Source organism: Nonomuraea candida (assembly GCF_000725485.1).
In the GTDB taxonomy this organism is placed as follows: domain Bacteria; phylum Actinomycetota; class Actinomycetes; order Streptosporangiales; family Streptosporangiaceae; genus Nonomuraea; species Nonomuraea candida.
This window is the reverse complement of sequence record NZ_KL647031.1, coordinates 75,934-100,333: the sequence shown is the minus strand read 5'-3', so window position 1 is coordinate 100,333 and position 24,400 is coordinate 75,934. Positions and strand designations below refer to the sequence as shown.

27 protein-coding genes are annotated in these 24,400 nt (G+C 72.7%); 11 read left to right on the top strand and 16 right to left on the bottom strand.

What is annotated here, in order from left to right:
- Positions 1-28: 28 nt before the first annotated feature.
- Complete coding sequence (locus IO39_RS44385; protein ID WP_043638350.1) at positions 29-463, top strand: CBS domain-containing protein; 435 nt, start codon at positions 29-31, stop codon at positions 461-463.
- A gap of 138 nt (positions 464-601) precedes the next feature.
- On the opposite strand, the gene IO39_RS44380 is transcribed toward IO39_RS44385, so the two are convergent.
- Positions 602-1,588: a carbohydrate kinase family protein gene (locus IO39_RS44380; protein WP_043638348.1), complete on the bottom strand. Its 987-nt coding sequence runs from the start codon at positions 1,586-1,588 to the stop codon at positions 602-604.
- 125 nt (positions 1,589-1,713) lie between these two features.
- A complete protein-coding gene (gene erpA, locus IO39_RS44375) occupies positions 1,714-2,067 on the bottom strand; it encodes an iron-sulfur cluster insertion protein ErpA (RefSeq protein WP_043638338.1) in 354 nt (117 codons plus the stop codon).
- Between the two features lie 179 nt (positions 2,068-2,246).
- On the opposite strand from erpA, the gene nadA reads away from it, so the two are divergent.
- Positions 2,247-3,404, top strand: coding sequence for a quinolinate synthase NadA (nadA, locus tag IO39_RS44370; RefSeq protein WP_043638331.1), 1,158 nt, complete (start codon positions 2,247-2,249; stop codon positions 3,402-3,404).
- Here the strand turns inward: nadA and IO39_RS57255 are convergent, their stop codons facing one another.
- The 8 genes from IO39_RS57255 to IO39_RS44335 all read right to left on the bottom strand — a co-directional run bounded on the left by IO39_RS57255 (position 3,405) and on the right by IO39_RS44335 (position 9,491).
- Positions 3,405-3,614 carry an alpha/beta fold hydrolase gene (locus IO39_RS57255; protein ID WP_211267405.1) on the bottom strand — a complete coding sequence of 70 codons (210 nt, stop codon included), beginning with the start codon at positions 3,612-3,614 and terminating at the stop codon, positions 3,405-3,407.
- Positions 3,608-4,288 (bottom strand): alpha/beta fold hydrolase, encoded by a 681-nt coding sequence (locus IO39_RS44365; RefSeq protein ID WP_211267404.1) that lies wholly within the window; start codon positions 4,286-4,288, stop codon positions 3,608-3,610. Before IO39_RS44365 ends, IO39_RS57255 begins: the two co-directional genes overlap by 7 nt.
- 122 nt (positions 4,289-4,410) lie before the next feature.
- Positions 4,411-5,022: an SIMPL domain-containing protein gene (locus tag IO39_RS44360; RefSeq protein WP_043638329.1), complete on the bottom strand. Its 612-nt coding sequence runs from the start codon at positions 5,020-5,022 to the stop codon at positions 4,411-4,413.
- Between the two features lie 58 nt (positions 5,023-5,080).
- Positions 5,081-6,679: an alpha/beta fold hydrolase gene (locus IO39_RS51625; RefSeq protein ID WP_084774575.1), complete on the bottom strand. Its 1,599-nt coding sequence runs from the start codon at positions 6,677-6,679 to the stop codon at positions 5,081-5,083.
- Positions 6,680-6,940: 261 nt separating this feature from the next.
- A complete protein-coding gene (pspAB, locus tag IO39_RS44350; protein WP_043638326.1) occupies positions 6,941-7,498 on the bottom strand; it encodes a PspA-associated protein PspAB in 558 nt (185 codons plus the stop codon).
- Positions 7,499-7,505: 7 nt separating this feature from the next.
- Positions 7,506-8,363 carry a zinc metalloprotease HtpX gene (gene htpX, locus IO39_RS44345; RefSeq protein WP_052424268.1) on the bottom strand — a complete coding sequence of 286 codons (858 nt, stop codon included), beginning with the start codon at positions 8,361-8,363 and terminating at the stop codon, positions 7,506-7,508.
- Between the two features lie 46 nt (positions 8,364-8,409).
- Positions 8,410-8,688 carry a PspA-associated protein PspAA gene (gene pspAA, locus IO39_RS44340; RefSeq protein ID WP_043638321.1) on the bottom strand — a complete coding sequence of 93 codons (279 nt, stop codon included), beginning with the start codon at positions 8,686-8,688 and terminating at the stop codon, positions 8,410-8,412.
- A complete protein-coding gene (locus IO39_RS44335) occupies positions 8,685-9,491 on the bottom strand; it encodes a PspA/IM30 family protein (RefSeq protein ID WP_043638318.1) in 807 nt (268 codons plus the stop codon). The genes pspAA and IO39_RS44335 overlap by 4 nt, the downstream gene beginning before the upstream one ends.
- Positions 9,492-9,641: 150 nt before the next feature.
- Here IO39_RS44335 and IO39_RS44330 point away from each other — a divergent pair, with 150 nt between their 5' ends.
- Complete coding sequence (locus IO39_RS44330) at positions 9,642-10,259, top strand: DUF3043 domain-containing protein (protein ID WP_043638317.1); 618 nt, start codon at positions 9,642-9,644, stop codon at positions 10,257-10,259.
- A 57-nt stretch (positions 10,260-10,316) separates the two neighbouring features.
- On the opposite strand, the gene IO39_RS44325 is transcribed toward IO39_RS44330, so the two are convergent.
- Positions 10,317-11,291, bottom strand: a complete 975-nt coding sequence (locus IO39_RS44325; protein WP_157549851.1) for an SMI1/KNR4 family protein — start codon at positions 11,289-11,291, stop codon at positions 10,317-10,319.
- Between the two features lie 57 nt (positions 11,292-11,348).
- On the opposite strand from IO39_RS44325, the gene IO39_RS44320 reads away from it, so the two are divergent.
- Entirely contained in the window at positions 11,349-12,347 is a 999-nt protein-coding gene (locus IO39_RS44320) for an aldo/keto reductase family protein (protein ID WP_043638309.1), read from the top strand.
- Positions 12,348-12,516: 169 nt separating this feature from the next.
- Here IO39_RS44320 and IO39_RS44315 read toward each other — a convergent pair whose 3' ends face one another.
- Positions 12,517-12,720 carry a hypothetical protein gene (locus IO39_RS44315; RefSeq protein WP_043638308.1) on the bottom strand — a complete coding sequence of 68 codons (204 nt, stop codon included), beginning with the start codon at positions 12,718-12,720 and terminating at the stop codon, positions 12,517-12,519.
- Positions 12,721-12,942: 222 nt separating this feature from the next.
- Between IO39_RS44315 and IO39_RS44310 the strand changes: the two genes are divergently transcribed.
- Positions 12,943-13,992, top strand: coding sequence for a bifunctional adenosylcobinamide kinase/adenosylcobinamide-phosphate guanylyltransferase (locus IO39_RS44310; protein WP_043638307.1), 1,050 nt, complete (start codon positions 12,943-12,945; stop codon positions 13,990-13,992).
- 24 nt (positions 13,993-14,016) lie between these two features.
- On the opposite strand, the gene IO39_RS44305 is transcribed toward IO39_RS44310, so the two are convergent.
- Positions 14,017-14,817: an ABC transporter ATP-binding protein gene (locus IO39_RS44305; protein WP_043638306.1), complete on the bottom strand. Its 801-nt coding sequence runs from the start codon at positions 14,815-14,817 to the stop codon at positions 14,017-14,019.
- A 34-nt stretch (positions 14,818-14,851) separates the two neighbouring features.
- On the opposite strand from IO39_RS44305, the gene IO39_RS59975 reads away from it, so the two are divergent.
- A complete protein-coding gene (locus IO39_RS59975) occupies positions 14,852-15,790 on the top strand; it encodes an adenosylcobinamide-GDP ribazoletransferase (RefSeq protein ID WP_043638305.1) in 939 nt (312 codons plus the stop codon).
- A gap of 24 nt (positions 15,791-15,814) precedes the next feature.
- Here the strand turns inward: IO39_RS59975 and IO39_RS44295 are convergent, their stop codons facing one another.
- From IO39_RS44295 to IO39_RS44285, 3 genes are read right to left on the bottom strand one after another with little or no spacing between them, the layout of a single operon-like run.
- The gene (locus tag IO39_RS44295; RefSeq protein WP_043638303.1) at positions 15,815-16,747 is read right to left on the bottom strand and encodes a CPBP family intramembrane glutamic endopeptidase; all 933 of its coding nucleotides are present in this window, start codon (positions 16,745-16,747) and stop codon (positions 15,815-15,817) included.
- Positions 16,744-17,712, bottom strand: a complete 969-nt coding sequence (locus tag IO39_RS44290) for a hypothetical protein (RefSeq protein WP_052424169.1) — start codon at positions 17,710-17,712, stop codon at positions 16,744-16,746. Before IO39_RS44290 ends, IO39_RS44295 begins: the two co-directional genes overlap by 4 nt.
- Positions 17,709-18,056 (bottom strand): GntR family transcriptional regulator, encoded by a 348-nt coding sequence (locus tag IO39_RS44285; RefSeq protein ID WP_043638300.1) that lies wholly within the window; start codon positions 18,054-18,056, stop codon positions 17,709-17,711. The genes IO39_RS44290 and IO39_RS44285 overlap by 4 nt, the downstream gene beginning before the upstream one ends.
- A gap of 104 nt (positions 18,057-18,160) precedes the next feature.
- Between IO39_RS44285 and IO39_RS44280 the strand changes: the two genes are divergently transcribed.
- From IO39_RS44280 to IO39_RS44260, 5 genes are all read left to right on the top strand, one after another.
- Positions 18,161-19,630, top strand: coding sequence for a leucyl aminopeptidase (locus tag IO39_RS44280; protein WP_043638296.1), 1,470 nt, complete (start codon positions 18,161-18,163; stop codon positions 19,628-19,630).
- A 51-nt stretch (positions 19,631-19,681) separates the two neighbouring features.
- Complete coding sequence (gene lpdA / locus IO39_RS44275) at positions 19,682-21,046, top strand: dihydrolipoyl dehydrogenase (RefSeq protein ID WP_043638295.1); 1,365 nt, start codon at positions 19,682-19,684, stop codon at positions 21,044-21,046.
- Between the two features lie 38 nt (positions 21,047-21,084).
- A complete protein-coding gene (gene sucB, locus IO39_RS44270; protein ID WP_043638291.1) occupies positions 21,085-22,551 on the top strand; it encodes a 2-oxoglutarate dehydrogenase, E2 component, dihydrolipoamide succinyltransferase in 1,467 nt (488 codons plus the stop codon).
- A gap of 148 nt (positions 22,552-22,699) precedes the next feature.
- Entirely contained in the window at positions 22,700-23,593 is an 894-nt protein-coding gene (locus IO39_RS44265) for a TIGR01777 family oxidoreductase (protein ID WP_043638288.1), read from the top strand.
- Between the two features lie 36 nt (positions 23,594-23,629).
- Complete coding sequence (locus IO39_RS44260; protein WP_043638285.1) at positions 23,630-24,367, top strand: Type 1 glutamine amidotransferase-like domain-containing protein; 738 nt, start codon at positions 23,630-23,632, stop codon at positions 24,365-24,367.
- Positions 24,368-24,400 lie beyond the last annotated feature (33 nt).

Below are 24,400 nucleotides of genomic sequence, written 5' to 3'. Positions count from 1 at the left end.
ACGAGTTCATCGACATCAGGGGAAAGCCATGATCAGCGGACAACCGAACGAGACCGCCCGCGACGTCATGAGCACGGGGGCGGAGTGCATCGGCGCGCACGAGACCCTCGACCGGGCGGCTCAGATGATGCGCAACATCGACGTGGGCGCGCTGCCCGTGTGCGGTCCCGACGACCGGGTGACCGGCATCATCACCGACCGCGACATCGTCGTCAAATGCGTCGCGGCCGGGCACGACCCCGCGCAGGTGACGGCGGGCGAGCTGGCCACCGGGCTGGTCTGGGTGCCGTCGGACGCCACCGTGGAGGACGCGCTGGCGCGCATGGAGGAGCACCAGATCAAGCGGCTGCCGGTGATGGAGGAGGGCCGCATCGTGGGCATGATCAGCGAGGCGGACCTGGCCAGGCACCTGCCCGACGACCAGCTCGCCGAGTTCGTGCACCGCGTGTACGCGCTGCGCTGACGGTCCGGGCGCCCTGCCGCACGAGCGCCGCGCCAGGGCATACGAAGGAAGGCCGTCTCGCCGCGGGAAGCGGCGGGACGGCCTTGCGCCGTTCGAGAGCCGGTCCGGGGGCCCGCTCAGGGCCCGGTCACGGCCTGCTCAGGGGTGGTAGCAGCGGACGTGCCCGGCGATCTCCGCCAGGGCCTCGGCCCCGTACGCCGCGCCGAAGCGCTCCAGGAAGTCCTTCTGCCCGAGCTCGTACTCCTGCCCGCCCACGCGCTCCAGCACGTGCGTGGCGGTGAGGTTGCCGAGCTGCCCGCACCGCTCCAGCGAGAGGCCCCAGGCCAGGCCGGCCAAGAAGCCGGCGCGGAAGGCGTCGCCGACGCCGGTGGGGTCGGCCTTGCCGCGCTCGGGGGCGGGGGCGACCTGGATGGACGGCTCGCCCTTGCGGTCGATGACCGCGCCCTTGGGGCCGAGCGTGGTGATCCGGACGCCTACCCGGCCGAGGATCTCCTCGTCGGACCAGCCGGTCTTCTGCTCGATGAGCCCCTTCTCGTAGTCGTTGGAGAACAGGTAGGCCGCGCCGTCGACGAGCTGGCGGATCTCCTCGTCCTGCATGCGGGCGAGCTGCTGGGAGATGTCGGCGGCGAACGGGATGCCGCGCTGGCGGCACTCGTCGGCGTGGCGCAGCATCGCGTCGGGGTCGTTGGGGCTGAGCAGCACCAGGTCCAGGCCGCCCACCCGGTCGGCGACGGGCTGCAGCTCGATGAGCCGCGCCTCGGCCATGGCGCCGGTGTAGAAGGAGGCGATCTGGTTGTGGTTCTGGTCGGTGGTGCACAGGAAGCGGGCGGTGTGCTGGGTCTCCGAGATGTGCACGGAGCCGCAGTCGACGCCGTGGCGCTCCAGCCACGAGCGGTAGTCGGCGAAGTCGTTGCCGACCGCGCCGACGAGGATCGGCTTGAGACCGAGGCAGCCCATTCCGAAGGCGATGTTCGCGGCGCAGCCACCGCGCCGGATCTGGAGGTCGTCGACCAGGAACGAGAGGGACACCCGGTCGAGCTGCTCGGCGATGAGCTGATCGCCGAAACTGCCCGGGAATGTCATCAGGTGGTCTGTCGCGATGGAGCCGGTTACGGCGATGCGCACGGGATTCTTCTTCCTCGCTGTCAGCAGGCCAATGGGCCCCACGAGAATACGCGAAGGTCCCGCGCGCACAAAGGCGAGCGGGACCTGTCGGCCGTCGACGGCTCGTCCGGCCCGAAGCGGTCGGGCTAGTTGAACGAGTCACCACAGGCGCACGAGCCCGTGGCGTTGGGGTTGTCGATGGTGAAGCCCTGCTTCTCGATGGTGTCGACGAAGTCGATGGAGGCACCCATCAGGTAGGGGGCGCTCATCCGGTCGGTGACCACGCTGACGCCGCCGAAGTCCGACACGACGTCACCGTCCATCGAACGGTCGTCGAAGAAGAGCTGGTAGCGAAGGCCGGAGCAACCTCCAGGCTGCACGGCGACCCGCAGCTGCAGACCTTCCTCGCCCTGCTGCTCGAGCAGGCTCTTGACCTTGGCGGCGGCCGCGTCAGTCAGGATCAGGCCCTGTGCCGTGGTCTCGCTGCTCTCAACCGTCATCTGCTGACTCCCTAACCCGGCTGTCTGTTTCGGACGTCCTACTAATGACGCTACCAACACCGGGGCGATGCCACACATTCCCCGGGGGCCATCTCGCCGCAATCTGTCAGCCGATGCCCGGAATAACCACGGGGAGCCATGTGTCATCATGAGTATCGTCAAATCGACGATAAGGGGGTATGGCCATGGCTGCCCAGACCGGACTGCCGCTCTTCGTCCTCGGCCGCGACGCCGATCCGCACAGCGAGAAGGGGGTCGACTGTCCCGGCGAGCTGCCGCCCGCCTCCGACCCGGACCTGGTGGAGCGCGCCCGCAAGGCCAAGGAGACGCTCGGCGACCGCCTGTTCGTGCTCGGCCACCACTACCAGCGCGACGAGGTCATCCAGTTCGCCGACGTGACGGGCGACTCCTTCAAGCTGGCGCAGCAGGCCGCCGCCCGGCCCGGGGCCGAGTTCATCGTCTTCTGCGGCGTGCACTTCATGGCCGAGTCGGCCGACATCCTCACCAACGACGCCCAGAAGGTGATCCTGCCCGACCTGGCGGCCGGTTGCTCGATGGCGGACATGGCCACGTTCGACCAGGTCGAGGAGTGCTGGGAGGCGCTGGAGGACGCCGGGCTCACCGATCGGGTGGTCCCGGTCACGTACATGAACTCCAGCGCCGACATCAAGGCGTTCTGCGGCAGGAACGGCGGCGCGGTCTGCACCTCCTCCAACGCCCGCCGCGCCCTCGACTGGGCCTTCCAGCAGGGGGAGAAGGTGCTGTTCCTGCCCGACCAGCACCTGGGCCGCAACACGGCGGTGCTGGAGATGGGCATGTCGCTGGAGGACTGCGTGGTGTGGAACCCGCACCGTCCCAACGGCGGCCTGACCCGCGAGGAGCTGGAGCGCGCCAAGATGATCCTCTGGCGCGGCCACTGCTCGGTGCACGGTCGCTTCACGGCGGAGTCGGTGGACGACGTGCGCGCGCGCATCCCGGGCGTGAACGTGCTCGTGCACCCCGAGTGCCGTCACGAGGTGGTGCTCAAGGCCGACCACGTCGGCTCCACCGAGCACATCATCAAGACGCTGCGGGCGGCCCCGGCCGGGTCGAGCTGGGCCATCGGCACGGAGCTGAACCTGGTCAAGCGCCTGGCCCAGACCTTCCCCGACAAGAACATCTCCTTCCTCGACCGTACGGTCTGCTACTGCTCGACCATGAACCGGATCGACCTGCCGCACCTGGTGTGGGCGCTGGAGTCGCTGGTGCTGGGCGAGGTCGTCAACCAGATCACCGTGGACGCGGACACCACCCACTGGGCCAAGGTCGCCCTCGACCGCATGCTGTCCCTGCCCTAGCTAGCGCGCCCCGGCCGGGGCCCCGGCCCCGGCCGCTCCGTTGGCGGTGAGGAAGGCGGTGACGGCCCGGGTGAAGCCGGCCGGGTCCTCGGTCCAGGGCAGGTGGCCGCCGCGCTCCAGGACCACCCGGGTCACCCGGGGCAGGGCCCGCTCCAGCGAGTCCACCGCCCGGCGGGGCCGGATGTCCAGCGCCCCGTCCACGATCAGCACGGGCGTCTCCAGCTCCGCGCAGCGCGCGGCCAGGTCGAGCCTGTCCCACGCGCGCCGGTCGCCGGCCAGGATCTCGGCGTTGCACCGGTAGTTGACGCCGTACCAGGGGTGGCCATGCGCTCGGCCTCCGCCAACGGCCGGGGGCCGGTGAAGTCCGCCGACCACTGCAGCACCGCCAGCTCCCTGTCCTCCTCCGGCGTGCGCTCGCGGTCGCGCAGCTCCTCCCAGCGCGCCAGGTGCCCGCCGAGCCGCGCGCGCTGGTTGCGGCTGTAGTCCTCCTTCCACGTCGCCTCCGGGTCGATGCCGGTGCCCGCGACGTAGATCAGGCCCCGTACGCGGCCCGGATGGCCGAGCGCGTACCGCAGGGCGAGCAGCGCGCCCCAGGAGTGGCCGAGCAGCACCATGTCCGCCAGCCCGCAATGGCGGCGCACGGCGTCGAGGTCGGCCATGGTGCGCTCGGACGAGTACGGCCCGCGCCGCTCGGACCGGCCGCATCCCCGCTGGTCCCACCGGTGCACGCGGGCGACCCCCGACAGCAGGCCCGCCACGTCGCCCAGGGTGTCCCACATGCCGGGGCCGCCGTGGCAGAAGACGACGGGCACCCCCTCACCGCTCCGGGCGGCCCACAGCCGCACGCCGTCGTCGGTCGTGACGATCTCGTCCGTGATCTCCATGACGCCCAGTCTGCGTCACGCGACCCTGACGCCCGGCCGGCGTCACGCGCAGATGACGGCGCAGGGCGGGCGCCGTCGCCCCCGGCGAGGCGGCGGGCCTGGCCAGCGGGTTCGCGTCCGCGTCAGGCGAAGTCGTAGCCGACCCGCACGACCACCATGAGCGTCTGGCGGCCGGGGCTGACCGAGGGCGGGGCCTGCTCCGCCGCCATCATCGGCATGCGCCGCGTCATCGGCACGGGCAGGCCCGGCCTGTGCTCCTCGCTCACCGACACCACCGGGCCGAGCGGCCGCCCGGCCAGCCCGGCGTACTGGGCGGCCTTGGCCGCGGCGTCGGCGAACGCCCTGGAGCGGGCCTCGCCCAGCGCCGCGCCCTGGTCGGACAGCTCGAAGGTCACGCCGTGCAGCCGGGCCTCCTCGCCGGTGCCCGCCACGGTGTCGATGACCTGGTCGGCGTGGGTGACGTCGCGTACGACGACCTCGAAGCCCTGCGCCGCCCGGTAGGCGGACACCTTCGGGTACGCCTCGTATTCGGGCCCCAGGGACAGGTCGGCCGTGGTCAGGTCTTCGGGGGCGATGCCCTCGGCCCGCAACGCCTGGGAGAGCCGGGCCGCGGCGGCCCGCACGGCGGCGAACGCCTCCGCGGCCGACGCCCGGCGCACCTCGACGCCGGCGTGCAGCCGCAGCATGTCGGGCGCGGCCGAGACGCCGCCCTCGCCGAGCACGGTGATGTCCACAGCCGACCCCCTCGAAGTGGGTTCCGCCCCGATCCTAACCCCCAGGGGCCGGGGGCGGTCAGGGTCGCACGGCGGCGTCGGCGACGGCGGCCGGGGTTCTGAGCTGGGGCCGGCCGCCGGCCTCCGGGACCTGGACGTGCTCGGCCCCCAGCTCGCAGGCCAGCAGCTCCCCGCAGCCGTCCCGGTCGCGCGAGCTGATCACCGTGACCGGCACGTCGGGGAACGGCTTCATCGTCCTGAGACGGCGCAGGTCGGCGGCCATGTCGCGACGGGCCAGCCACTCCCCCGCCACGGCCACGGGCACCTTGCCCATGCTGTAGACCCCGTACGGGTCCGGCAGCCCCGTGAGCAGCCGGTGCGCGGCGGGGCCGGTCAGCCGCGCCAGGGCGGTCGCGCCCCAGGTGCCGCCCAGCGCGGGCAACCAGCGTCCGGCGGCGGTGGCCACGCCCAGCGGGCGGCGCGTGCTCACGCAGGCGGGCTCCACGAGGACGAGCTTGGCCAGGCACAGGGGATGCAGCCGGGCGAAGGCCTCGGCGTGCCAGCAGGCCACGCCGTGGGCGATGACGGTGACCTGCTCGGGGTGGGCGGGGGACAGCGCGGCCAGGCGGGCGGCCTCGGCGTACAGGGTGGGCGGGTCCGGCGAGCGGGGGCTGAGCCCGAGGCCGGGCCGGTCGAAGCGGATGACCCGGTGGGCTCCGGCCAGGCGGGCGGCGACGGCGTCCCAGTGGAACCAGGCGCCCGCCGTACCGGCCGTGATCAGCACCGCGGGCCCTTCGCCCTGGACGACGACGTGCGGCGGCCCGTACCCGGCGCCGGGGTCCCCGGCGCCGGGGTCCCCGGCGGCCGGGTACGGGACGGCACCGCCGCTCGCGCCGGGCCCCACATCCGCCCCACCGCCGTCCGCCGCACCGGGCACGCCGTCGGACGCGCCGCCCGCCACGCCGAACCCGGCACCGATGCCGATGCCGGGGACGTCGTCCGCGCGGACGCGGGCGCCTCCGACGCCGCCCAGGCGGCCGGGTGCGATGCGCGGGGCCGCCACGTCGTACGGGTCGTCGCCGTCCAGGATGAGCAGGCGCAGCGCCACGTACACCAGCCAGACGGCGATCATCGTGAGCTGCGCGCGATGGGCCAGCCCCACGCCGTACCCGGCGGCCAGCGCGCACACGGTGAGCAGCGTGGCGGCCAGCGTCAGCCAGGTGAACAGCCACGACACCCGCGAGCGCCACCGCTCGCTGAGCAGCGCCATGGCGGCCAGCACGGCGATCGTGCCCAGCACGCGCGCCAGCGTGTGCGCCACGTGCCCGGCCGAGGTGCCGCCGCGCCCGCACAGCGGGTCGCTGAGCGCGGCGCAGTCCAGCGGGAACAGCCCGGCGGCGAAGGCGAGCAGCCCGAACGCGGCCAGCGCCAGCCAGCCCGGCCACTCGCGCGCGACCCTCGGCACGAGCGCCACGCCGAACAGGCACGCCAGCCCCGACAACCCGTCGCTGACCCGGAACAACCGGGTCCACGGCTGGTCGCGGGCGGCCAGTTCGCTGACGTAGCCGTTGGTCCTGTCGACTGTGGGCGTGGTGAACTGTCCGGTGATCCAGGCGCTGCCGAGCACCGCTGCCACGATCAGCGCGCCCGCGGCCAGCACGAACAACCTTCGCTCCACGTGACAATTAGATCACCCAGTGCGATGGCGCCCCCAGAGCGCCCCGGTCACACCCCCTGCACCAACCGGTCAGAATCCTGATTCATCCCCCATACCGGACTCCCACCGCTCCCATACCGGACTCCCACCGCTCCCATACCGGGCTCCCGCCGCTCTCGCCGGCAGCCCGGCGAGACCACCGGCACGCGCCATCCGCCACCCCGGCCGAAGTCCGCCGGGCGCCATCCCCCGCCCGGCGGCCGGCGTCCGGCGCGGCCTCCGTCAGAGCCCCGGCGCGCCCCAGACGGGGAACCAGCGGGCGAGGTCCTTCTCCAGCGGCAGCTCGCCCTCCAGGGCTCCCCTGGCCTGGATCTCCAGCGGGTTGTCGCGCTTCTGCCCCGGTCTCGGCGCGAAGGGATAGAAGGTGCCGCGTTTGTACAGGTAGACCACGGCCAGCCGCCGCCCGTCCGGGCCGGCGAACGACACCAGCGAGCACAACAACGACGGCCCGAACCCGGCGCCCTCCAGCGTGGAGTTGACCGCGTGCAGCTCGGTGACCAGGTCGCCGAGCGCGTCGGGCGATCGGCGCACCTGCAGCCAGGTGTAGCCGTAGCCGTCGTCGGACTCCTCGACACGCGCGCCGAGCAGCGCCTTGGCGTCGCTCTCCGCCGCGGCGAACGCCCCGCCCTCCGCGGCCCGGAACGCCACGGAGCCGAGCCCCGTGGGCACCAGCCCGGTGGCCGCCTGCAGCGTCACGGCCGCCGACGGCAGCGCGAACAGCGCGTCGAGATCTGGTCTGACCGGTTTCGAGCGGCCCAGCAGGGCGTCGAGCCAGCCCATGTGCGCCTCAGCCCCTTCCCAGTTGCCGCGAGATGTCCGCGAGCTGGTCGAGCCGGCGTTCGAGCGGCGGATGCGTGGCGAACAGGTTGGCCACCGTCGCGCCCTTGGCCAGCGCCGGGGCGAAGTAGAAGGCGTTGAACGGCTCCGCCTCGCGCAGGTCTCTGGTCGGGATGCGCGCCATGTCGCCGCTCACCTTGGTCAGCGCGCTGGCCAGGGCCGAGGGCCGCTGCGTGAGCAGGGCGCCGGCGCGGTCGGCGGCCAGCTCCCGGTAGCGCGACAGGGCGCGGGTGAGCAGGAAGCTGACGGCGTACACGAGGACGGAGACCAGCAGGATGATCGCGCCGACCGGCAGGCCGCCCTGACCGCCGTTGCGGCGGCCGGCGAGCCCGGAGTAGAGCGCGAACCGGGTCATGAGCCCCGCCACGATCCCGAGGAACGAGGCGATCGTCATGACGGCGACGTCGCGGTGGGCGACGTGGGACAGCTCGTGGGCGATGACGCCCTCCAGCTCCTGCGGCTCGAGGCGGCGCAGGATGCCGGTCGTCACGCAGACGACCGCCTTCTTCTGGTTGCGGCCGGTGGCGAAGGCGTTGGGGACGTCGGAATCGGCGATCGCCACCCGCGGCTTGGGCATGTCGGCCAGCGCGCACAGGCGGTCGATCAGGCCGTGCAGCTCAGGGGCCTCCTGCGGAGAGACCTCCCGTCCGTGCATCGCGAACAGCGCGATGCGGTCGGACAGGAAGTACTGCACCAGCAGCAGGCCGCCCGCCAGCACCAGGACGGTCAGCGCCCGCACGCCGAGGGCGATCAGGACGCCGACGAACACCACGTAGAGCAGGCCGAGCAGGAACATCGTCACGACCATGCGGCTGGTCAGGCCGCGGTCGGACGCGAACCGCGTGCGCACGCGGTCAGCCTGGGATCAGGCCCTGGTCGCCCAGCATCTCCCGGACTTCCTCGATCGAGGCGTCCGCGGGGGGAAGGATCAGCTCTGACGGCTCAAGGCTGTCGTCGGGAAGCGCCTTGCCCACGTGGCGCACCTTGTCGAGCAACGCGTGCAGCTTGACGCGGAAGGCCTTCTCGTCGCTGGCGTCGATGGCGGCCTCGAGCTCGGCGTCGAGCTCGTTGAGCACCGCGATGTCGTCGGCGGAGATCTCCACCTGGCCCTCGCCCATGATCCTGACAATCATGCGCCCTCCCCAGGCTGGCGGTACTGCTGGGTCTGCCCCTGCTGCTGCGGCTGCGCCTGCGGCTGAGGCTGAGGCTGGGCCTGCTGCTGCGGCCTGCCCTGCTCGATCGCCGACTGCGGCGCCGGGCCCTGGCCCAGCTCGGCCTTCATCCTGGCCAGCTCGAGCTCGACGTCCATGCCGCCGCCCATGCGGTCGAGCTCGGCCTGGATGTCGTCGCCGCGGGTGCCGCTGTAGTCGTCGAGCGCGCCACTGGCCAGCAGCTCGTCGATGGCGCCGGCGCGGGCCTGCATCTGCGCCGTCTTGTCCTCGGCGCGCTGGATCGCCAGGCCGACGTCGCCCATCTCCTCGGAGATGCCGGAGAACGCCTCGTTGATGCGCGTCTGCGCCTCGGCGGCGGTGTAGGTGGCCTTGATCGTCTCCTTCTTCGTGCGGAAGGAGTCGACCTTGGCCTGCAGCCGCTGGGAAGCCGTGGTGAGCTTCTCCTCCTCGGCCTGCAGGTTGTCGTGCTGGACCTTGAGGTCGCTCATCTGGGCCTGGAGGTTGGAGCGCCGCTGCAGCGCCTCACGGGCCAGGTCTTCACGCCCCACCGACAGAGCCTTGCGGCCCTGCTCCTCCAGCCGCTTGGCCTGATTCTCAAGGCCGTTTATCTGCAGCTCCACCCTCTTGCGAGAGGTGGCCACGTCGGCGACACCCCTGCGCACCTTCTGCAACAGCTCCAGCTGCCGCTGATAGGAGTAGTCAAGGGTCTCGCGCGGATCCTCCATCTTGTCCAGGGCCTTGTTGGCCTTGGACTTGAAGATCATCGAGAGTCTCTTCATCACGCTCATGCGCGTCGGCCGTCCCCTTCTAGGTCGTGCTGGTGTCAATCCCAATGCAGCGCAGCCGCCTTGGGATTACCCTACGCATAACGCACGGGGGCGTCACTAAGTTGCACTCCAGGTAGGGTTGACGTCGTGTTGCGACGCCGTTCCCAAACCTCCGTGGACGACACCCCCGTCCCCGTTGACGATCCTAAGCCCCAGGGTAAAGGTCGTCCCACACCCAAGCGCCGGGATGCCGAAGGCAAGCGGCGCCAATATGTCTCCGCGCCGAAAGACCGCAAAGAGGCATATCGGCAGATGCGGGCCAAGCAGGCCGCCGAGCGCGAGAAGGCCCGGCAGGGCATGCTCGCAGGTGACGAGCGGTATTTTCCCGTTCGTGACAAGGGCCCCGCGCGCAAGTTCGCGCGTGACTGGGTCGACTCGCGGCGCCTGCCCAGCCAGTATTTCCTGCCGTTCTCGCTACTGATCCTGCTGGCCACCTGGGTTCCGTGGCCGATGGCGATCCGCGCCCAGGTGCTCGGCTACGTCGTCACGATCGGCTGGCCGATCATGATGATCGGGGTGCTGTTCACCTCGGTCTACGTGGCCTGGAAGGTGAAGAAGCTGGTCGCGGAGAAGCTGCCGGGCGAGAGCGTCAAGGGCGTGGGCTTCTACGCGGCGATGCGCGCGCTGCAGATCCGCAAGCTGCGCTTCCCGCCGCCCATGGTGCTGCCGGGCGGCAAGCCGGTGCCGCCCAAGAGGGGACGGTGACGGCGGGGCGCTCGGCCCGCGCCGCCCGGGGAGACGACGGCGGCGCTCAACCGGCGCTCAGCCGGCGGCCTGCCAGCGCAGCACGCCGCGCTCGGCCACGGGCCGCCGGCCTTCGACCGGCGTGCCCCGTTCCAGGGCGTCGGCCACGGCCCGCAGCAGGGCGTGATACGACCTGGCGCCGTGGCTCACGTAACCCGGCTCCTCCCAGCGCACGCTCCCGTCCGCCGTGTCGACGACGGCGTAGGAGAGCACGTCCGCGTTGCGCCCGGGGAAATACGCGAACGGGATCATCCGGCCGTCCCACGGTTCGAGGGCCGGCTCGGCCGCGCGGTCGGTGCCGTCCCAGGCGCACATCTGGCGCCAGGAGTCCCGCATGCCCCGCGTGCTGAGGCTGAGTGCCCCGCCCAGGCCGGGCGCGAACGCGGCCGCTCCGCGGGAGCCGTTGTGGCGCAGCAGGGAGGCGCGCAGGTCGTCCGGGAAGTCCACGCCCATCTGGGACTCGGCGATCGCGATCGTGCGCGCCCTGCCCGGCGCGCCCAGGGACCGGTACGTCCGCGGCGCGTTCGCCCTCAGCCACCGCTCGATCCGCCGCCACTGCCGGTCCACGGCCCGCTTGACCCTCGGGTCCAGCGGTCGCACGGTCACCGGGCGCGGGGCGGGCGAGCAGTCGGGGTCGGCGGGCTCGGCCGCCACCGGGCTCGGGGACGGGAACGGTGACGGTGACGGCTGCTGAGTCGGGCGCTGCGCGGCGATGAGCGCCTCCCGCAGGGTCTCCTGGTAGCGCTGGTGCTCGGCCGTGGCCTGCCGCCTGTCCCCCGGCACCAGCGCGGCCACCAGGGTGAGCGCCACGACCGCCGCGATCGCGGCCCACACCAGGCCCATGCGGCCGCCCGTGCGCCCGTGGCCAACGGGCGCGGAAGGCGCGGGAGGGGGCGCGGGCCGGTGGGCGAGCAGGCGGGCGCGGCGGCGCAGCCGTACCACGATCGCGGTCACGATGGCCGCCGTCAGCGCGAGCCGGACGAGCTTCAGCACGTCGCGCACCCTATCCCGAAACAGATCACCACACGTTCCGCCATTAAGGTCAGACACATGGAATTCCGACACCTCGGTCGTAGCGGTCTCATGGTCAGCGAGATCAGCTACGGCAACTGGCTCACCCACGGCTCCCAGGTCGAGGAGGACGCCGCCAAGCAGTGCGTGCAGGCGGCGCTCGACGAGGGGATCACCACGTTCGACACCGCCGACGTCTACGCGGGGACGAAGGCCGAGGAGGTGCTCGGCCGGGCGCTCGAGGGCGTGCGCAGGGAGTCCGTGGAGATCTTCACCAAGGTCTACTGGCCCACCGGCCCCGGCAAGAACGACCGCGGCCTGTCACGCAAGCACATCACCGAGTCGATCCACGCCTCGCTGCGCCGGCTGAAGACCGACTACGTCGACCTCTACCAGGCGCACCGCTTCGACCACGAGACCCCGCTCGAAGAGACCCTCAAGACCTTCGACGACCTCGTACGCCAGGGCAAGGTCCTCTACGTCGGCGTCAGCGAGTGGACCGCCGACCAGATCGCCCGCGCGCTGAAGATCGCCGACGAGATGGGCTTCGACCGGATCGTCTCCAACCAGCCGCAGTACTCCATGCTGTGGCGGGTCATCGAGTCCGAGGTCGTGCCGCTGTCCGAGAAGGAGGGCGTGGGCCAGATCGTCTGGTCGCCGATCGGACAGGGGGTGCTGACCGGCAAGTACCTGCCCGGCCAGCAGCCGCCGGAGGGCTCGCGGGCGACCGACAAGAGCGGCAGCGCCATGATCGCGCGCTTCATGCGGGACGACGTGCTCACGCGCGTGCAGGAGCTCAAGCCGATCGCCTCCGACCTGGGGCTCAGCATGGCGCAGCTGGCCATCGCCTGGGTCCTGCAGAACCCGAACGTCTCCAGCGCCATCGTCGGCGCCACTCGGCCCGAGCAGGTGCGTGACAACGTGAAGGCGGCCGGCGTGAAGCTGGAGGCCGACGTGCTCAAGCGGATCGACGACGTGCTCGGCGACGTGGTCGAGCGCGACCCGGCCAAGACGGTGAGCCCGGCCACCCGCCCGTAACCCGGCCAAGACGGTGAGCCCGGCCACCCGCCCGTAACCCGCTCACGCCGGTGGGCCCGGCCACCAGCCCGTAACGCCGTCACGCCGGTGGGCTCGGCCGCGTCCGGTGTCCACGACAAAACCCCTTGAGCCCGCGAAAGCGCTCAAGGGGTTTTCGTTCTTCCGGAGCTCACTCCCGCAAGGACAGACCCGTGTATTCGACGCGGTCCTCCTCCAGCAACGCAACCTGCTCGACACCCGAATCAAGCAGCTCACGCCAGTGTTCGCCGAGCCAGGACTCCGCGTCGGCCTGGCTGGGAAAAACCTCTCGCGGCAAAGGGCGATCCGTCACCTCAGCACCGTTCGCGTTCTCATAACGCCACCGCCATGTCATGCCATACGCTCCTTCTCCGCGGGTCCGCCGGCGCACCCTCCGCAGGCATTGGAACCCTACTCCCGAGCTTGGAGGTCGATCGATGCCGCGCGCGCGTCGCGTCACGGCCGGGGCCGCCCTCCAGGCCGCCGACTTCCTCTGTCTCCCCGCAACGGCCGCCTCCCTCACCCCGTGCGGGGGGCGCGTACGCGCTGGGTGAGCCGCCTTTGTACGCTCTGCGCGGTGAAAGTCCTTCTCACCGGTACGGCGAGCGCGGCCGGCTGGCCGGAGCCCGGCTGCCGATGCGCCTCGTGCGCCGCCCTCCCACCCGGCCACCGCCGCCCCTTCGGCCTCGTCGTGGACGGCTTCTCCCTCACCCCGAACGGCAGCCCGATCGCGGAGGGCGCGGCGCTGTTCTCCTCCGCCGGGCTGCCCGCCGGTTACCGGGCCTGCGCGGGCGGCCTGGGGCTGGCCGGGCCCGACGGCGCCCGGCTCCTCTGCCTGCCCCGGGGCCGGGCCGTGCCCGCCGGCGAGCGGTACGACCTGGTGCTGATGGACCTGCTCGACCGCCCCGAGCGCCTCGGGGAGCTGCGGCGGGCGGGAGCGGCGGACGGGGACACCACGGTGGTCGCCGTGGGGCTCGACCATCGGGTCCGCTCGGAGGAGGAGCTGGCCAGGCGGCTGCGGCTGTGGGACGCCCACGCCGTCCCGGACGGCACGGATCTGACCGTCACACCGGCGGCACCCGCCCGGACGGCGGGCCCCGGGAGCGGGCGGCCGTGGCGGGCGTTGTTGCTGGGCGGGTCCAGGTCGGGGAAGTCCGCCGAGGCGGAGCTGCGGCTGGCCGCCGAGCCGTACGTCACGTACGTCGCGACGGGCCCCGGCGGGGCGGGCGACGGCGAGTGGGCGGCGCGGGTGCGCGCGCACCGGGAGCGGCGGCCCGCGCACTGGGAGACCGTGGAGACCACCGACCTGGTCACCGCCATCCGCACGGCGACCGGGCCGCTGCTGATCGACGGGATGGGCACGTGGCTGGCGGCGGTGTTCGACGAGCACGGGGCCTGGGAGGGCGACCGCGCGCCGGTCGCCGCCCGGTGCGACGAGCTGGTGGCCGCGTGGCGGCAGGCGCCCCAGCCGATCGTGGCGGTGTCGGACGAGGTGGGGATGGGCGTGGTGCCCGCGACGGCCAGCGGCCGGGCGTTCAGGGACGCGCTCGGACGGCTCAACGAGCGCCTGGCGGCCGAGTCGGAGTATGTGGCCCTGGTGGTCGCCGGACGCCTGCTCCCCCTCTGACCCGCCCCGGGCGGTCAGGGGCGGTCAGGGGCGGGCGGCGCGGGCGTACCAGCGGCCGTCGAGGCGGTCCACGTGCAGCGGACGGCCGAAGCACTCGCTGAGGCGGGCGGGGGTGAGCACGTCGGACACCGGCCCGGCGGCCAGCACGCGGGCGTCGCGCATGAGCATGGCGTGCGTGGTCGTCGCGGGCACCTCCTCCAGGTGGTGCGTCACCGTCACGGTGGTCAGCACGGGCCTGGTCATGGCGAGGTCTTCGACGGCGCTGATGAGGTCTTCGCGCGCGGGCAGGTCGAGCCCGGCGAACGGCTCGTCGAGCAGCAGCACCGCCGGCTCGGCCATGAGCGCCCTGGCCACCCTGATCCTGGCCCGCTCCCCCTGCGAGCAGACCCGGAACTTGCGCTCCGCCAGGTCCTTGCAGCCCAGGTCGGCCAGGAGCCGGTGGGCGCGGTCGTGCTCGGCGTCGCCGTACCGGTCCCACAGCGGGACGCTCGTCCCGGTGTGCCCCGTGAGCACCACGGTGTGCGCGGTGGCCCCCTCCTCCTCCATCAGCTCCTCGTCGATGAGGTGCTGGCTGGAGGCGACCAGGCCGAGATGGCGGCGCAGCTCCCGCAGATCGACCCGGCCGAGGCGGTGGCCGAGCACCTTGACCGTGCCCTCGCTGGGATGACGCACGGCGCCCGCCAGTGACAGCAGCGTCGTCTTGCCCGCGCCGTTGGGGCCGAGGATCACCCAGTGGTCGCCGTAGTTCACCTGCCAATCGACGGCGTCGAGGAGCGTTTTGCCGACAACCCGGACACCTACGCCTTCCAGTTCAACTACGTGCATCCCGCCACACTAGTGGGCCCTAGGATCTCGTGTTATGCGGCTGATGGACGGGCTGAGGTTCGCCCTGGGCACGTTGAGCGTGCTGCCCGTGCGCGTCGAGCGGGTGGACCGGCAGGTCGCGGGGCGGGCGATGGCGCTGGCCCCGGCGGTGGGGCTGCTGCTCGGCCTGATCGCCGCGGCGCCGCTGCTCCTGCTGCCCGCGCCGCCGCTGCTGGGCGCCGCGCTGGCGGTGGGGCTGCTGGCCCTGCTCACCCGCGGCCTGCACCTCGATGGGCTGGCCGACCTGGCCGACGGGCTGGGCAGCGGCAAGCCGTCCGGCCAGGCGCTCGACATCATGAAGAAGTCCGACATCGGGCCGTTCGGCGTGATGACGCTGGTGCTCACGCTGCTCGTCCAGGTCGTCGCGCTCGCCGACGCCGGGGCCTGGGCGCTGGTGACGGCGTGCGTGGCGGGGCGGCTGGCGGTGACGTGGGCCTGCCGGGCGGGCGTGCCCGCCGCGCGGCCCGACGGGCTGGGCGCGATGGTCGCGGGCACCGTACGCCGCCCGGCCGTCTGGCTCGCCACCGTGGCCGCCCTGGTGGCCGTCGCCGTGATCGGCCTGCTCACCGCCCCCGGCGCGGGTCTGCGGGCCTGGGGCGGCGGCGACGGCGAGCCGGGGCGCGACCTGACGGTCACTTCCTTCGGGCCGCCCTGCCTCGCGGACCGGTGCCCGCAGGAGCCCGGCCTGAGTCATTACCTCGGCGACGCGTTCTTGTCCGTCCAGCCGGCCGAGGCGGTCTTCGACGCGGGCGGCGCGGCGGGGTTCTCCGGGATCGTCGTCGCGCCGGTCGCGCTGCTGGCCGGGGTGGGGGCGGCGCTGCTGCTGCTCGGCCACGCCCGGCGCCGCCTCGGCGGCGTCACCGGCGACGTGCTCGGCGCGCTGGTCGAGACGGCCGGCGCCACCACGCTGGCGGTGTACGCGATCCTCGGCTGAGGCCCGCCCGCGTGGCGGCGACGGTCAGGCTTGCTCCGGGGCGGGCTCGGCGGGCTGCCCGGCCGCCGGCCGGGGCGGTTGCGGGGCGCGTACCGGGAGGAAGCGCAGCAGCGCCGCGCCGAGGACGGCGAGCAGGAGCCAGCCGACCACGCCGGTGATCCCGGCCAGCAGCTCGTTCGGCGGGACGGCGGCGTCGCCGACCGACACCAGCGCGACGGTGGCGACGGCGTTCAGCGAGGCGTGCGCCACCACCGCGGGCCACACGCTGCCGGTGCGCAGCCGCAGCCACCCCATCAGCACCCCGGCGGGCACGCAGAAGCCGATGAAGGCCAGCGCCGCCCACGAGCCCAGCCTCGGGTAGTTGTAGCCGAGCAGGGTGAGCGGGGCGTGCCACAGGGCCCAGACGAAGCCGGACATCAGCAGCCCGGGCAGCACCCCGTTGGTGGTGACGAGCCGGGGCACCAGCCAGCCGCGCCAGCCCCACTCCTCCCCCAGCGACGGGATCGCGTTCAGCACGGGCCCGGTCACGGCGGCGACCACGATCTGCACGACGACCATCGTGCCCAGGTCGCCCGGCACGCCCCCGCCCTGCGCCCGCAGCACCGCCCGGAACAGGCTGAACTCCGCGAGATCCAGCGTGACCAGCCCCGTCGCGGCGCTGATCGCCATGGCGAGCGCCGCCAGCAGCGGCACGCCGAGCCAGGCGGTCAGCACGAGCAGGCCGGTGCGGCCCTTGCGCTCGCCGAGCGTGAGACCGGTCTCCCTGGCCCACTGCCGGAACGGCGTGCGCGTGAGGGCCCACACGCCGAGCACGCCCACCGACGGGGTGAACATCATCAGCGTGCCCAGCAGCTGCGTCAGCGGCGTGCCGAGCCCGCCGCCGAACCACAGGGGCAGGGCGACGGCCCAGGCGAGCCCGAAGGACAGGGCGATGAAGACGAGCAGGGGTCTTTTCATGTCCGCACACGCTCCGCGATGAGGGCGTTGACAAGGGATGCGCCGCGCTCGGCGTCGTCGATGCTGATCGCCAGGCGCCCGCCGGAACGGTAGCGGAGCACCAGGCATTCGCCGCCGCGCAGCATGATGGTGGCGTTGCCGGGCAGCCCGCGGAAGCCCCAGCCGCCGGAGTCGGCCGGGTGGCGCTCCTCCGCCCAGGCCGACTCGACCGCCGACAGCGCGATCTTGCGGGCGGGCCAGCCGAACGGGCCGAAGCCGATCCTGATGCCGGTGTCGCTGACGGTGACGGAGACGGCCATGGAGGCGAGCCCGGCGAGCAGGAGGATGACGGCGCCGGGCAGGATGCCCGGCAGGGGGATCTCCGGCGCGATCCCGCCGAGTTGCAGCGTGGCCGCCACGACGGTGCCGGCCCCGATCAGGACGACGGCCGCCAGCAGCCACCGGTTGACCACCCGGCTGACCCACACCGCCCGCTGGCCCCGCCTGAGCTTCAGCCGCGGCGGCGCCTGGACGGGCGCGGACGGCTCGTCGGCGGGGCCCCGGCCCGCGTAGCCGGCCACGGCCATGGCCACGACCGTGGCGCCGAGCGCCGCCGGGACGTGCCAGCCGGGCAGCAGGGCGTCGTGCCAGGTGGCGGCGTCGAGGTTGACTGCCAGCGTGGAGGCGTTCACGCCCAGCAGCAGCACGCCCAGCCCGATCAGGCACGACCAGGACGTCACCCGCGCCGCGCGCAGGTGCCGGCCGCGCCGCCCGAGCACGAACATCACCAGCCACAACGCCGTCCAGAGGATCTCGACCGTGATCAGGTGACCCGTGAACGAGCTCGACCCGTCGGGCGCGCTGCCCGCCGCCCCCCAGTGGGTGGCCAGGGGGTCGGGCAGCCGGTCGCGCAGTGCCAGGGGCGCCAGGAGCAGCGCGGCGGCGACCAGGAGCCACCAGGCGACGGCGATGACACGGGCTTTCACGTCAGGTCCTCCAGGATGGTGATGAGGTCGTCACGGCTGTAGCCGTACTTCTTGGCCTCCTCCAGCAGCTCACGGGCCCGCTGGGCGAGCAGGGCGCGCCCGTCGGCGCGGCCCGCCACGCTGACGCCGCGGCCCCTCCTGAACTCCAGCAGCCCCTCGTCGCGCAGCTCGCGCAGGGCCCGCAGCACGGTGTTGGGGTTGATGCCCAGGGCGGCGGCCAGGTCGCGGGCCGGAGGGAGGCGGTCGCCCGGCCGGTAGGAGCCCTCGCCGATGGCACGCCGGATCGCGCCTGCCACCTGCTCGTGGAGGGGGCGGGCGTCGTTGAGATCGAGCGTCAGCAGCATGATGCTAATGACACTAGCACCATTCAGCAGGAGACCACGGCCCGCGATTGGTAGGATGAACCCCTGTTTGTGAGCCGTAGAAACCGTGGATAGCATCGGTTTACGTGACCACTGTGCGGCTGAACTCAGCAGATCCCGTCTCCCTTGACACCGACGCTCTGATCGTCGGTTTCCGGTCAGGTCAGGACGGCCCCGTCCCCGCCGTGGGCGCCGAAGCGCTCGACTCCGCCTTCGGCGGCAGGCTCGCCGCGTCGCTCGCCTCCGTGGCCTTCACCGGCAAGGCGGGTGAGCTGGCCAAGCTGCCCACGTTCGGCGCCATCGCCAGCCCGCTGCTGGTCGCCGTCGGCCTGGGTGACTCCCCCGGCCTGGAGGGCCTGCGCCGCGCCGCGGGCGCCGCCGTGCGCTCCCTGGCCGGCACCGCCCGCGCCGCGCTCGCGCTGCCCGCCGACACGGCCGAGGAGGCGGAGGCGGTCGCGCTCGGCGCGCTGCTCGGCGCCTACACCTTCTCCCGTTACCGCACGAACGGCGAGCAGAAGGCGCCGGTCTCCGAGCTCACGGTGGTCTCCGGGCAGGACGAGAGCGTGGCCGAGCGCGCGGGCGTGCTGGCCGAGTCCGTCTCCCTCGTCCGCGACCTGGTCAACACGCCGCCCTCCGACCTGTGGCCGGCCAAGTTCGCCGAGCTGGCCGAGCAGGCGGGGGCCAAGGCCGGGCTGAGCGTCGAGGTCCTCGACGACCAGCAGCTCAGGGAGGGCGGCTACGGCGGCCTCGTCGGCGTCGGCCAGGGCTCGTCCAACCCGCCGCGCCTGGTCCGCCTGGCCTACAGTCACCCGGAGGCCGCCAAGACGCTCGCCTTCGTGGGCAAGGGCATCACGTTCGACTCGGGCGGCCTGTCGCTCAAGCCGTCGGCCTCCATGGACTGGATGAAGTCCGACATGGGCGGCGCGGGCGCCGTGCTCGGCGCGATGATCGGCATCGCCCGGCTGGGCCTGCCGGTCAACGCCGTCGGCTACCTGTGCCTGGCCGAGAACCTGCCCAGCGGCACCGCGCAGCGTCCCTCCGACGTGCTGCACAGCTACAGCGGCAAGACCGTCGAGGTGCTCGACACCGACGCCGAGGGCCGCCTGGTGCTCATGGACGGCATCGCCCGCGCCGCCGAGGACTCCCCCGACCTGATCGTCGACGTGGCCACCCTGACCGGCGCCCAGATCGTGGCGCTGGGCTGGCGCACCGCCGGCGTCATGTCCAACGACGACGCCGTCAGGGAGCTCGTGGTCGAGGCCGCGGGCGCCGCCGGCGAGGGCGCCTGGGGCATGCCGCTGCCGGAGGAGCTGCGCAAGGGCCTCGACTCGCCGGTCGCCGACCTGGCCAACCTCCACCCCGAGCGCTGGGGCGGCATGCTGACCGCGGGCATCTTCCTGAAGGAGTTCGTGCCCGAGGGCGTGCGCTGGGCCCACATCGACATGGCGGGCCCCGCCTTCAACAAGGGCGAGCCGTACGGCTACACCCCGAAGGGCGGCACGGGCGCCATCACCCGCACCCTCATCGGACTCGCCGAGCGGCACGCGAGCATCTGAAACAAATGAAAAGATGACGGCATCACGAACACCCCGACAAGGAGCCTTCCTGTGGCCTATGACATCGTCGTCCTAGGAGGCGGCAGCGGCGGTTACGCCTGCGCCCTGCGGGCGGCTGAGCTGGGCAAGTCGGTCGCCCTGATCGAGAAGGACAAGATCGGCGGCACCTGCCTCCACAGGGGATGCATCCCCACGAAGGCCCTGCTGCACTCCGCCGAGGTCGCCGACGAGACCCGCGAGAGCGAGTCGTTCGGCGTCAAGGCGCGTTTCGAGGGCATCGACGTCCAGGGCGTCCACGCCTTCAAGGACAAGATCGTCACTCGGGCCTGGAAGGGCGTGCAGGGCCTGCTGAAGGCCGCGGGCGTGACGATCGTCGAGGGCGAGGGCCGCCTGGTCGGCGCCAACCGCGTCCAGGTGGGCTCCGAGGTCTACGAGGGCCGCAACGTCGTCCTGGCCACCGGCTCGGCCCCCCGGTCGCTGCCGGGCCTGGAGATTGACGGCGAGCGCGTCATCACCAGCGAGCACACCCTCAGGATGGAGCGCGTGCCCTCCTCGGTGATCGTGCTGGGCGGCGGCGTCATCGGCGTCGAGCTGGCCAGCGTCTACCGCTCCTTCGGCGCGGAGGTGACGATCGTCGAGGCGCTGCCGCACCTGCTGCCGGCCGAGGAGGAGTCCAGCTCCAAGCTGCTGGAGCGGGCCTTCCGCCGCCGGGGCATCAAATACGAGCTCGGCGTCTTCTTCGACAGCGCCAAGACCACCGAGACGGGCGTGGTCGTCACCCTCGCCAACGGCAAGACCCTCGACGCCGAGCTGCTGCTGGTCGCGGTGGGCCGCGGCGCGGTCTCGGCGGGCATGGGCTTCGAGGAGCAGGGCATCGCCATCGAGCGCGGCGCCGTCGTGGTCGACGAGCACTGCCGCACGTCGGTGCCCGGGATCTACGCCATCGGCGACCTGATCCCGACCCTGCAGCTCGCCCACGCCGGCTTCGCCGAGGGCATCATGGTGGCCGAGCACATCGCCGGCCTCAACCCGCCGCCCATCGACTACGCGGGCGTGCCGCGCATCACCTACTCCGACCCCGAGGTGGCCTCGGTCGGGCTCACCTCGGCGCAGGCGGCCGAGCGCGGCATCGAGATCGTCGAGCAGGTCTACGACCTCGCGGGCAACCCCAAGAGCCAGATCCTCGGCACTGCGGGCGCCGTGAAGGTCATCGCGCAGAAGGACGGCCCCGTCGTCGGCGTCCACATGGTGGGCCGGCGCATCGGCGAGCTCGTCACCGAAGGCCAGCTCATCTACAACTGGGAGGCCCTGCCCGCAGAGGTCGCCCAGCTCATCCACGCACACCCGACCCAGTCCGAGGCCATGGGTGAGGCGATGCTGGCCCTGGCCGGCAAGCCGCTGCACGTACACAACTAAGTCCAGCCCTCGAGATCAGAACGCGAGAGAAGATAACGATGCCGGTCTCCGTACAGATGCCCCAGCTCGGCGAGAGCGTGACCGAGGGCACCGTAACCCGTTGGCTGAAGAAGGAGGGCGAGCGCGTCGAGGCCGACGAGCCGCTCCTCGAAGTCTCGACCGACAAGGTCGACACCGAGATCCCGTCGCCGTCCGCGGGTGTCATCACCAAGATCGTTGTGGCCGAGGACGAGACCGTCGAGGTCGGCGCCGAGCTTGCGATCATCGACGAGAACGGGCAGCCGGGCGCCGCCGCCCCGGCCCCCGAGGCGGCTCCCGAGCCCGCCCCGCAGCCCGAGCCGGAGCCCGAGCCCGCCCCGGCTCCCCCGGCCTCCTCGATCCCGCAGCCCGCTCCGGAGCAGCCGGCCCCGACCCCCGCTCCGGCTCCGGCTCCGGCTCCGGCGCCCGCCCCGGCCCCCGCGCCGCAGGCCGCTCCCCCGGCGCAGCCCGCCGCCCCCGCCCCGGCGACCTCGGGTGACAGCCCCTACGTGACCCCGCTGGTGCGCAAGCTCGCCAACGAGCACGGTGTCGACCTCGACTCCATCAACGGCACCGGCGTGGGCGGCCGCATCCGCAAGCAGGACGTCCTGGAGGCCGCCAAGGCCCAGCGCGAGCAGGCCACCGCCCAGCCCGCGGCCGCGCCGGCCGCCCAGGCTCCCGCCGCCCCGGCCGCCGCCCCGGCCGCCGCCCCGGCGGCGCAGGCTCCGGCCGCCGCGCCCGAGCCCGTGCAGGTCGACACGACGCTGCGCGGCCGTACGGAGAAGATGACGCGCCTGCGTCAGACCATCGCCAAGCGCATGGTCGAGTCGCTCCAGACGGCGGCCCAGCTCACGTCGGTCGTCGAGGTCGACGTGACGAAGATCGCGCGGCTGCGCGCGAAGGCGAAGGACGACTTCTTCCGTCGCGAGGGCGTGAAGCTGACCTTCACCCCGTTCTTCGCGATGGCCACGGTCGAGGCGCTCAAGCAGCACCCGAAGCTCAACGCCACGATCAACAACGAGACCAACGAGGTCACCTACTTCGACGTCGAGAACCTCGGCATCGCGGTGGACACCGAGCGCGGCCTGCTCGCCGCCGTGGTCAAGAACGCCGGTGACCTCAACCTCGCCGGCATCGCCCGCAAGATCACCGACCTCGCCGAGCGCACCCGCAACAACCAGGTGACGCCCGACGAGATCACCGGCGGCACGTTCACGCTGACCAACACGGGCAGCCGCGGCGCGCTGTTCGACACGCCGATCCTCAACCAGCCGCAGGTCGGCATGCTCGGCACGGGCGCCGTCGTGAAGCGGCCCGTGGTGGTCGACACGCCGGAGGGCGAGGTCATCGCGGTGCGCTCGATGGTCTACCTGGCGCTGACCTACGACCACCGCCTGGTCGACGGCGCCGACGCGGCCCGCTTCCTGACGACGATCAAGCGTCGCCTGGAGGAGGGGCGCTTCGAGGCGCAGCTCGGGCTCGCCTGAGCCCGCGACGGTGATGCGCTGATCGGCCGGGCGGCTCCCTTGGCGGGGCCGCCCGGCCTTTCGTTTCGCCGCCCGGCCTTTCGTTTCGCTGCCCGGCCTTTCGTTTCGCCGCCCGGCGGCCCGGGTCCCCGCGGCGTACTGTGGGGGCATGGCGATCATCGTGACGGGAGCGTCGGGGCTGATCGGGACGGCGCTGGTCGAGGCGCTGCGGGCCGAGGGGCGGCAGGTCGTCCGGCTCGTACGCCACCGCCCGCGACACGACGACGAGGCGTTCTGGGACCCGGCGGGTCAGGTCGTCGACCGGGCCGCGCTCGAAGGCTCCGAGGCCGTGGTGCACCTGGCCGGGGCGCCGATCGGGGGCAGGCGCTGGACCCCGGCGTACAAACGCGAGCTGGTCGACAGCCGGGTGCGGGGCACCCGGCTGCTGGTGGACGCCCTGCGCGAGCTGTCCGGGCCGCCCGGGGTGCTGCTGTCGGCCTCCGGCATGGACTTCTACGGCGACACCGGCGACCGCGTCGTCGACGAGGGCCAGGGCAAGGGCGCCGGCTTCCTGGCCGACCTGTGCGAGCGCTGGGAGGGCGAGGCCCTGCGGGCGGCGGAGGCGGGCATCAGGACCGTGCTCGCGCGTACCTCGCTGGTGCTGAGCGGGCGCGGTGGGGCGCTGGGGCGCATCCTGCCGATCTTCCGGCTGGGGCTGGGGGCGCCGCTCGGGTCCGGCAGGCAGTACTGGTCGTGGATCAGCCTGGACGACTGGGTGGGGGCCGCGCGGCACGTGCTGGCGCACCGGGAGATCGACGGCCCGGTCAACTTCAGCTCCCCCTCGCCCGTCACCAACGCCGAGTTCACCAGGACCCTCGGCAAGGCGCTGCGCAGGGGCACGATGCCGATCCCCGTGCCGGCGTTCGCGCTGGCAGCGGGGCTGGGCGAGTTCGCGCGCGGCGGGTTGCTGCCCAGTCACCGGCTCACGCCGGCCAAGCTGACGGCCGGGGGTTACCGCTTCGCTCATACGAACCTCGACGAGGCTCTGCGCGCCGTACTCTAGGGTGCCGTTCCTTTTCAGAAGCTGGGAGAATTTGACATGAGCCGGTCAGGGCAGTCGCACATCCTCGCCATCGGAGGCGGATCGTTCCGCCCGAGCAGGCGCCACAACCAGATCGAGGCGAGCGCGCTGCTGCGTTACGGCCTCGACCTGACCGGGCAGGACCGGCCGAAGCTGGGCCTGGTGGCGACGGCGATGGGCGACGCGGCCGACTGGGTGTTGAAGATGTACGGCGCCTTCTCCGGGTGGGACGTCGAGGTGAGCCATCTGACGGTGTTCCCCATGCCGAACGTGCCTGATCCGCGGGCGTGGATCCTCGAACAGGACATGATCTATGTCAGTGGTGGCAGTGTGGCCAACCTGATGGCGTTGTGGCGGTTGCACGGGCTCGACGAGGCCTTCGAGGAGGCGTGGCGGTCCGGGGTGGTGCTGTCGGGGCAGAGCGCGGGCGCGTTGTGCTGGCACGTCGGCGGCAACACCGACTCCTTCGGCCCCGAGCTGCGGGTGTGGGCCGAGGGCATGGCGCTGCTGCCCTATTCGTGCGGGGTGCACTACAACGCCGAGCCGCAGCGCAGACCGCTGTTGCAGGAGTCGGTGGCCTCCGGGGAGCTGCCCGGCGGCTACGCCGCCGACGAGGGCGTGGGCCTGCACTACGTGGGCACCGACTTCATCCAGGCGGTGAGCGTGGAGGCGGGCGCCTACGCGTACCGGGTGGAGAACGAAGGTGCGGGAAGGGTAAAGGAGTTCAGGATCGAGCCTCGTTTGCTGACCCCCTGATTACCCTTCAAGGGTGAGGGAACGGCACAATAG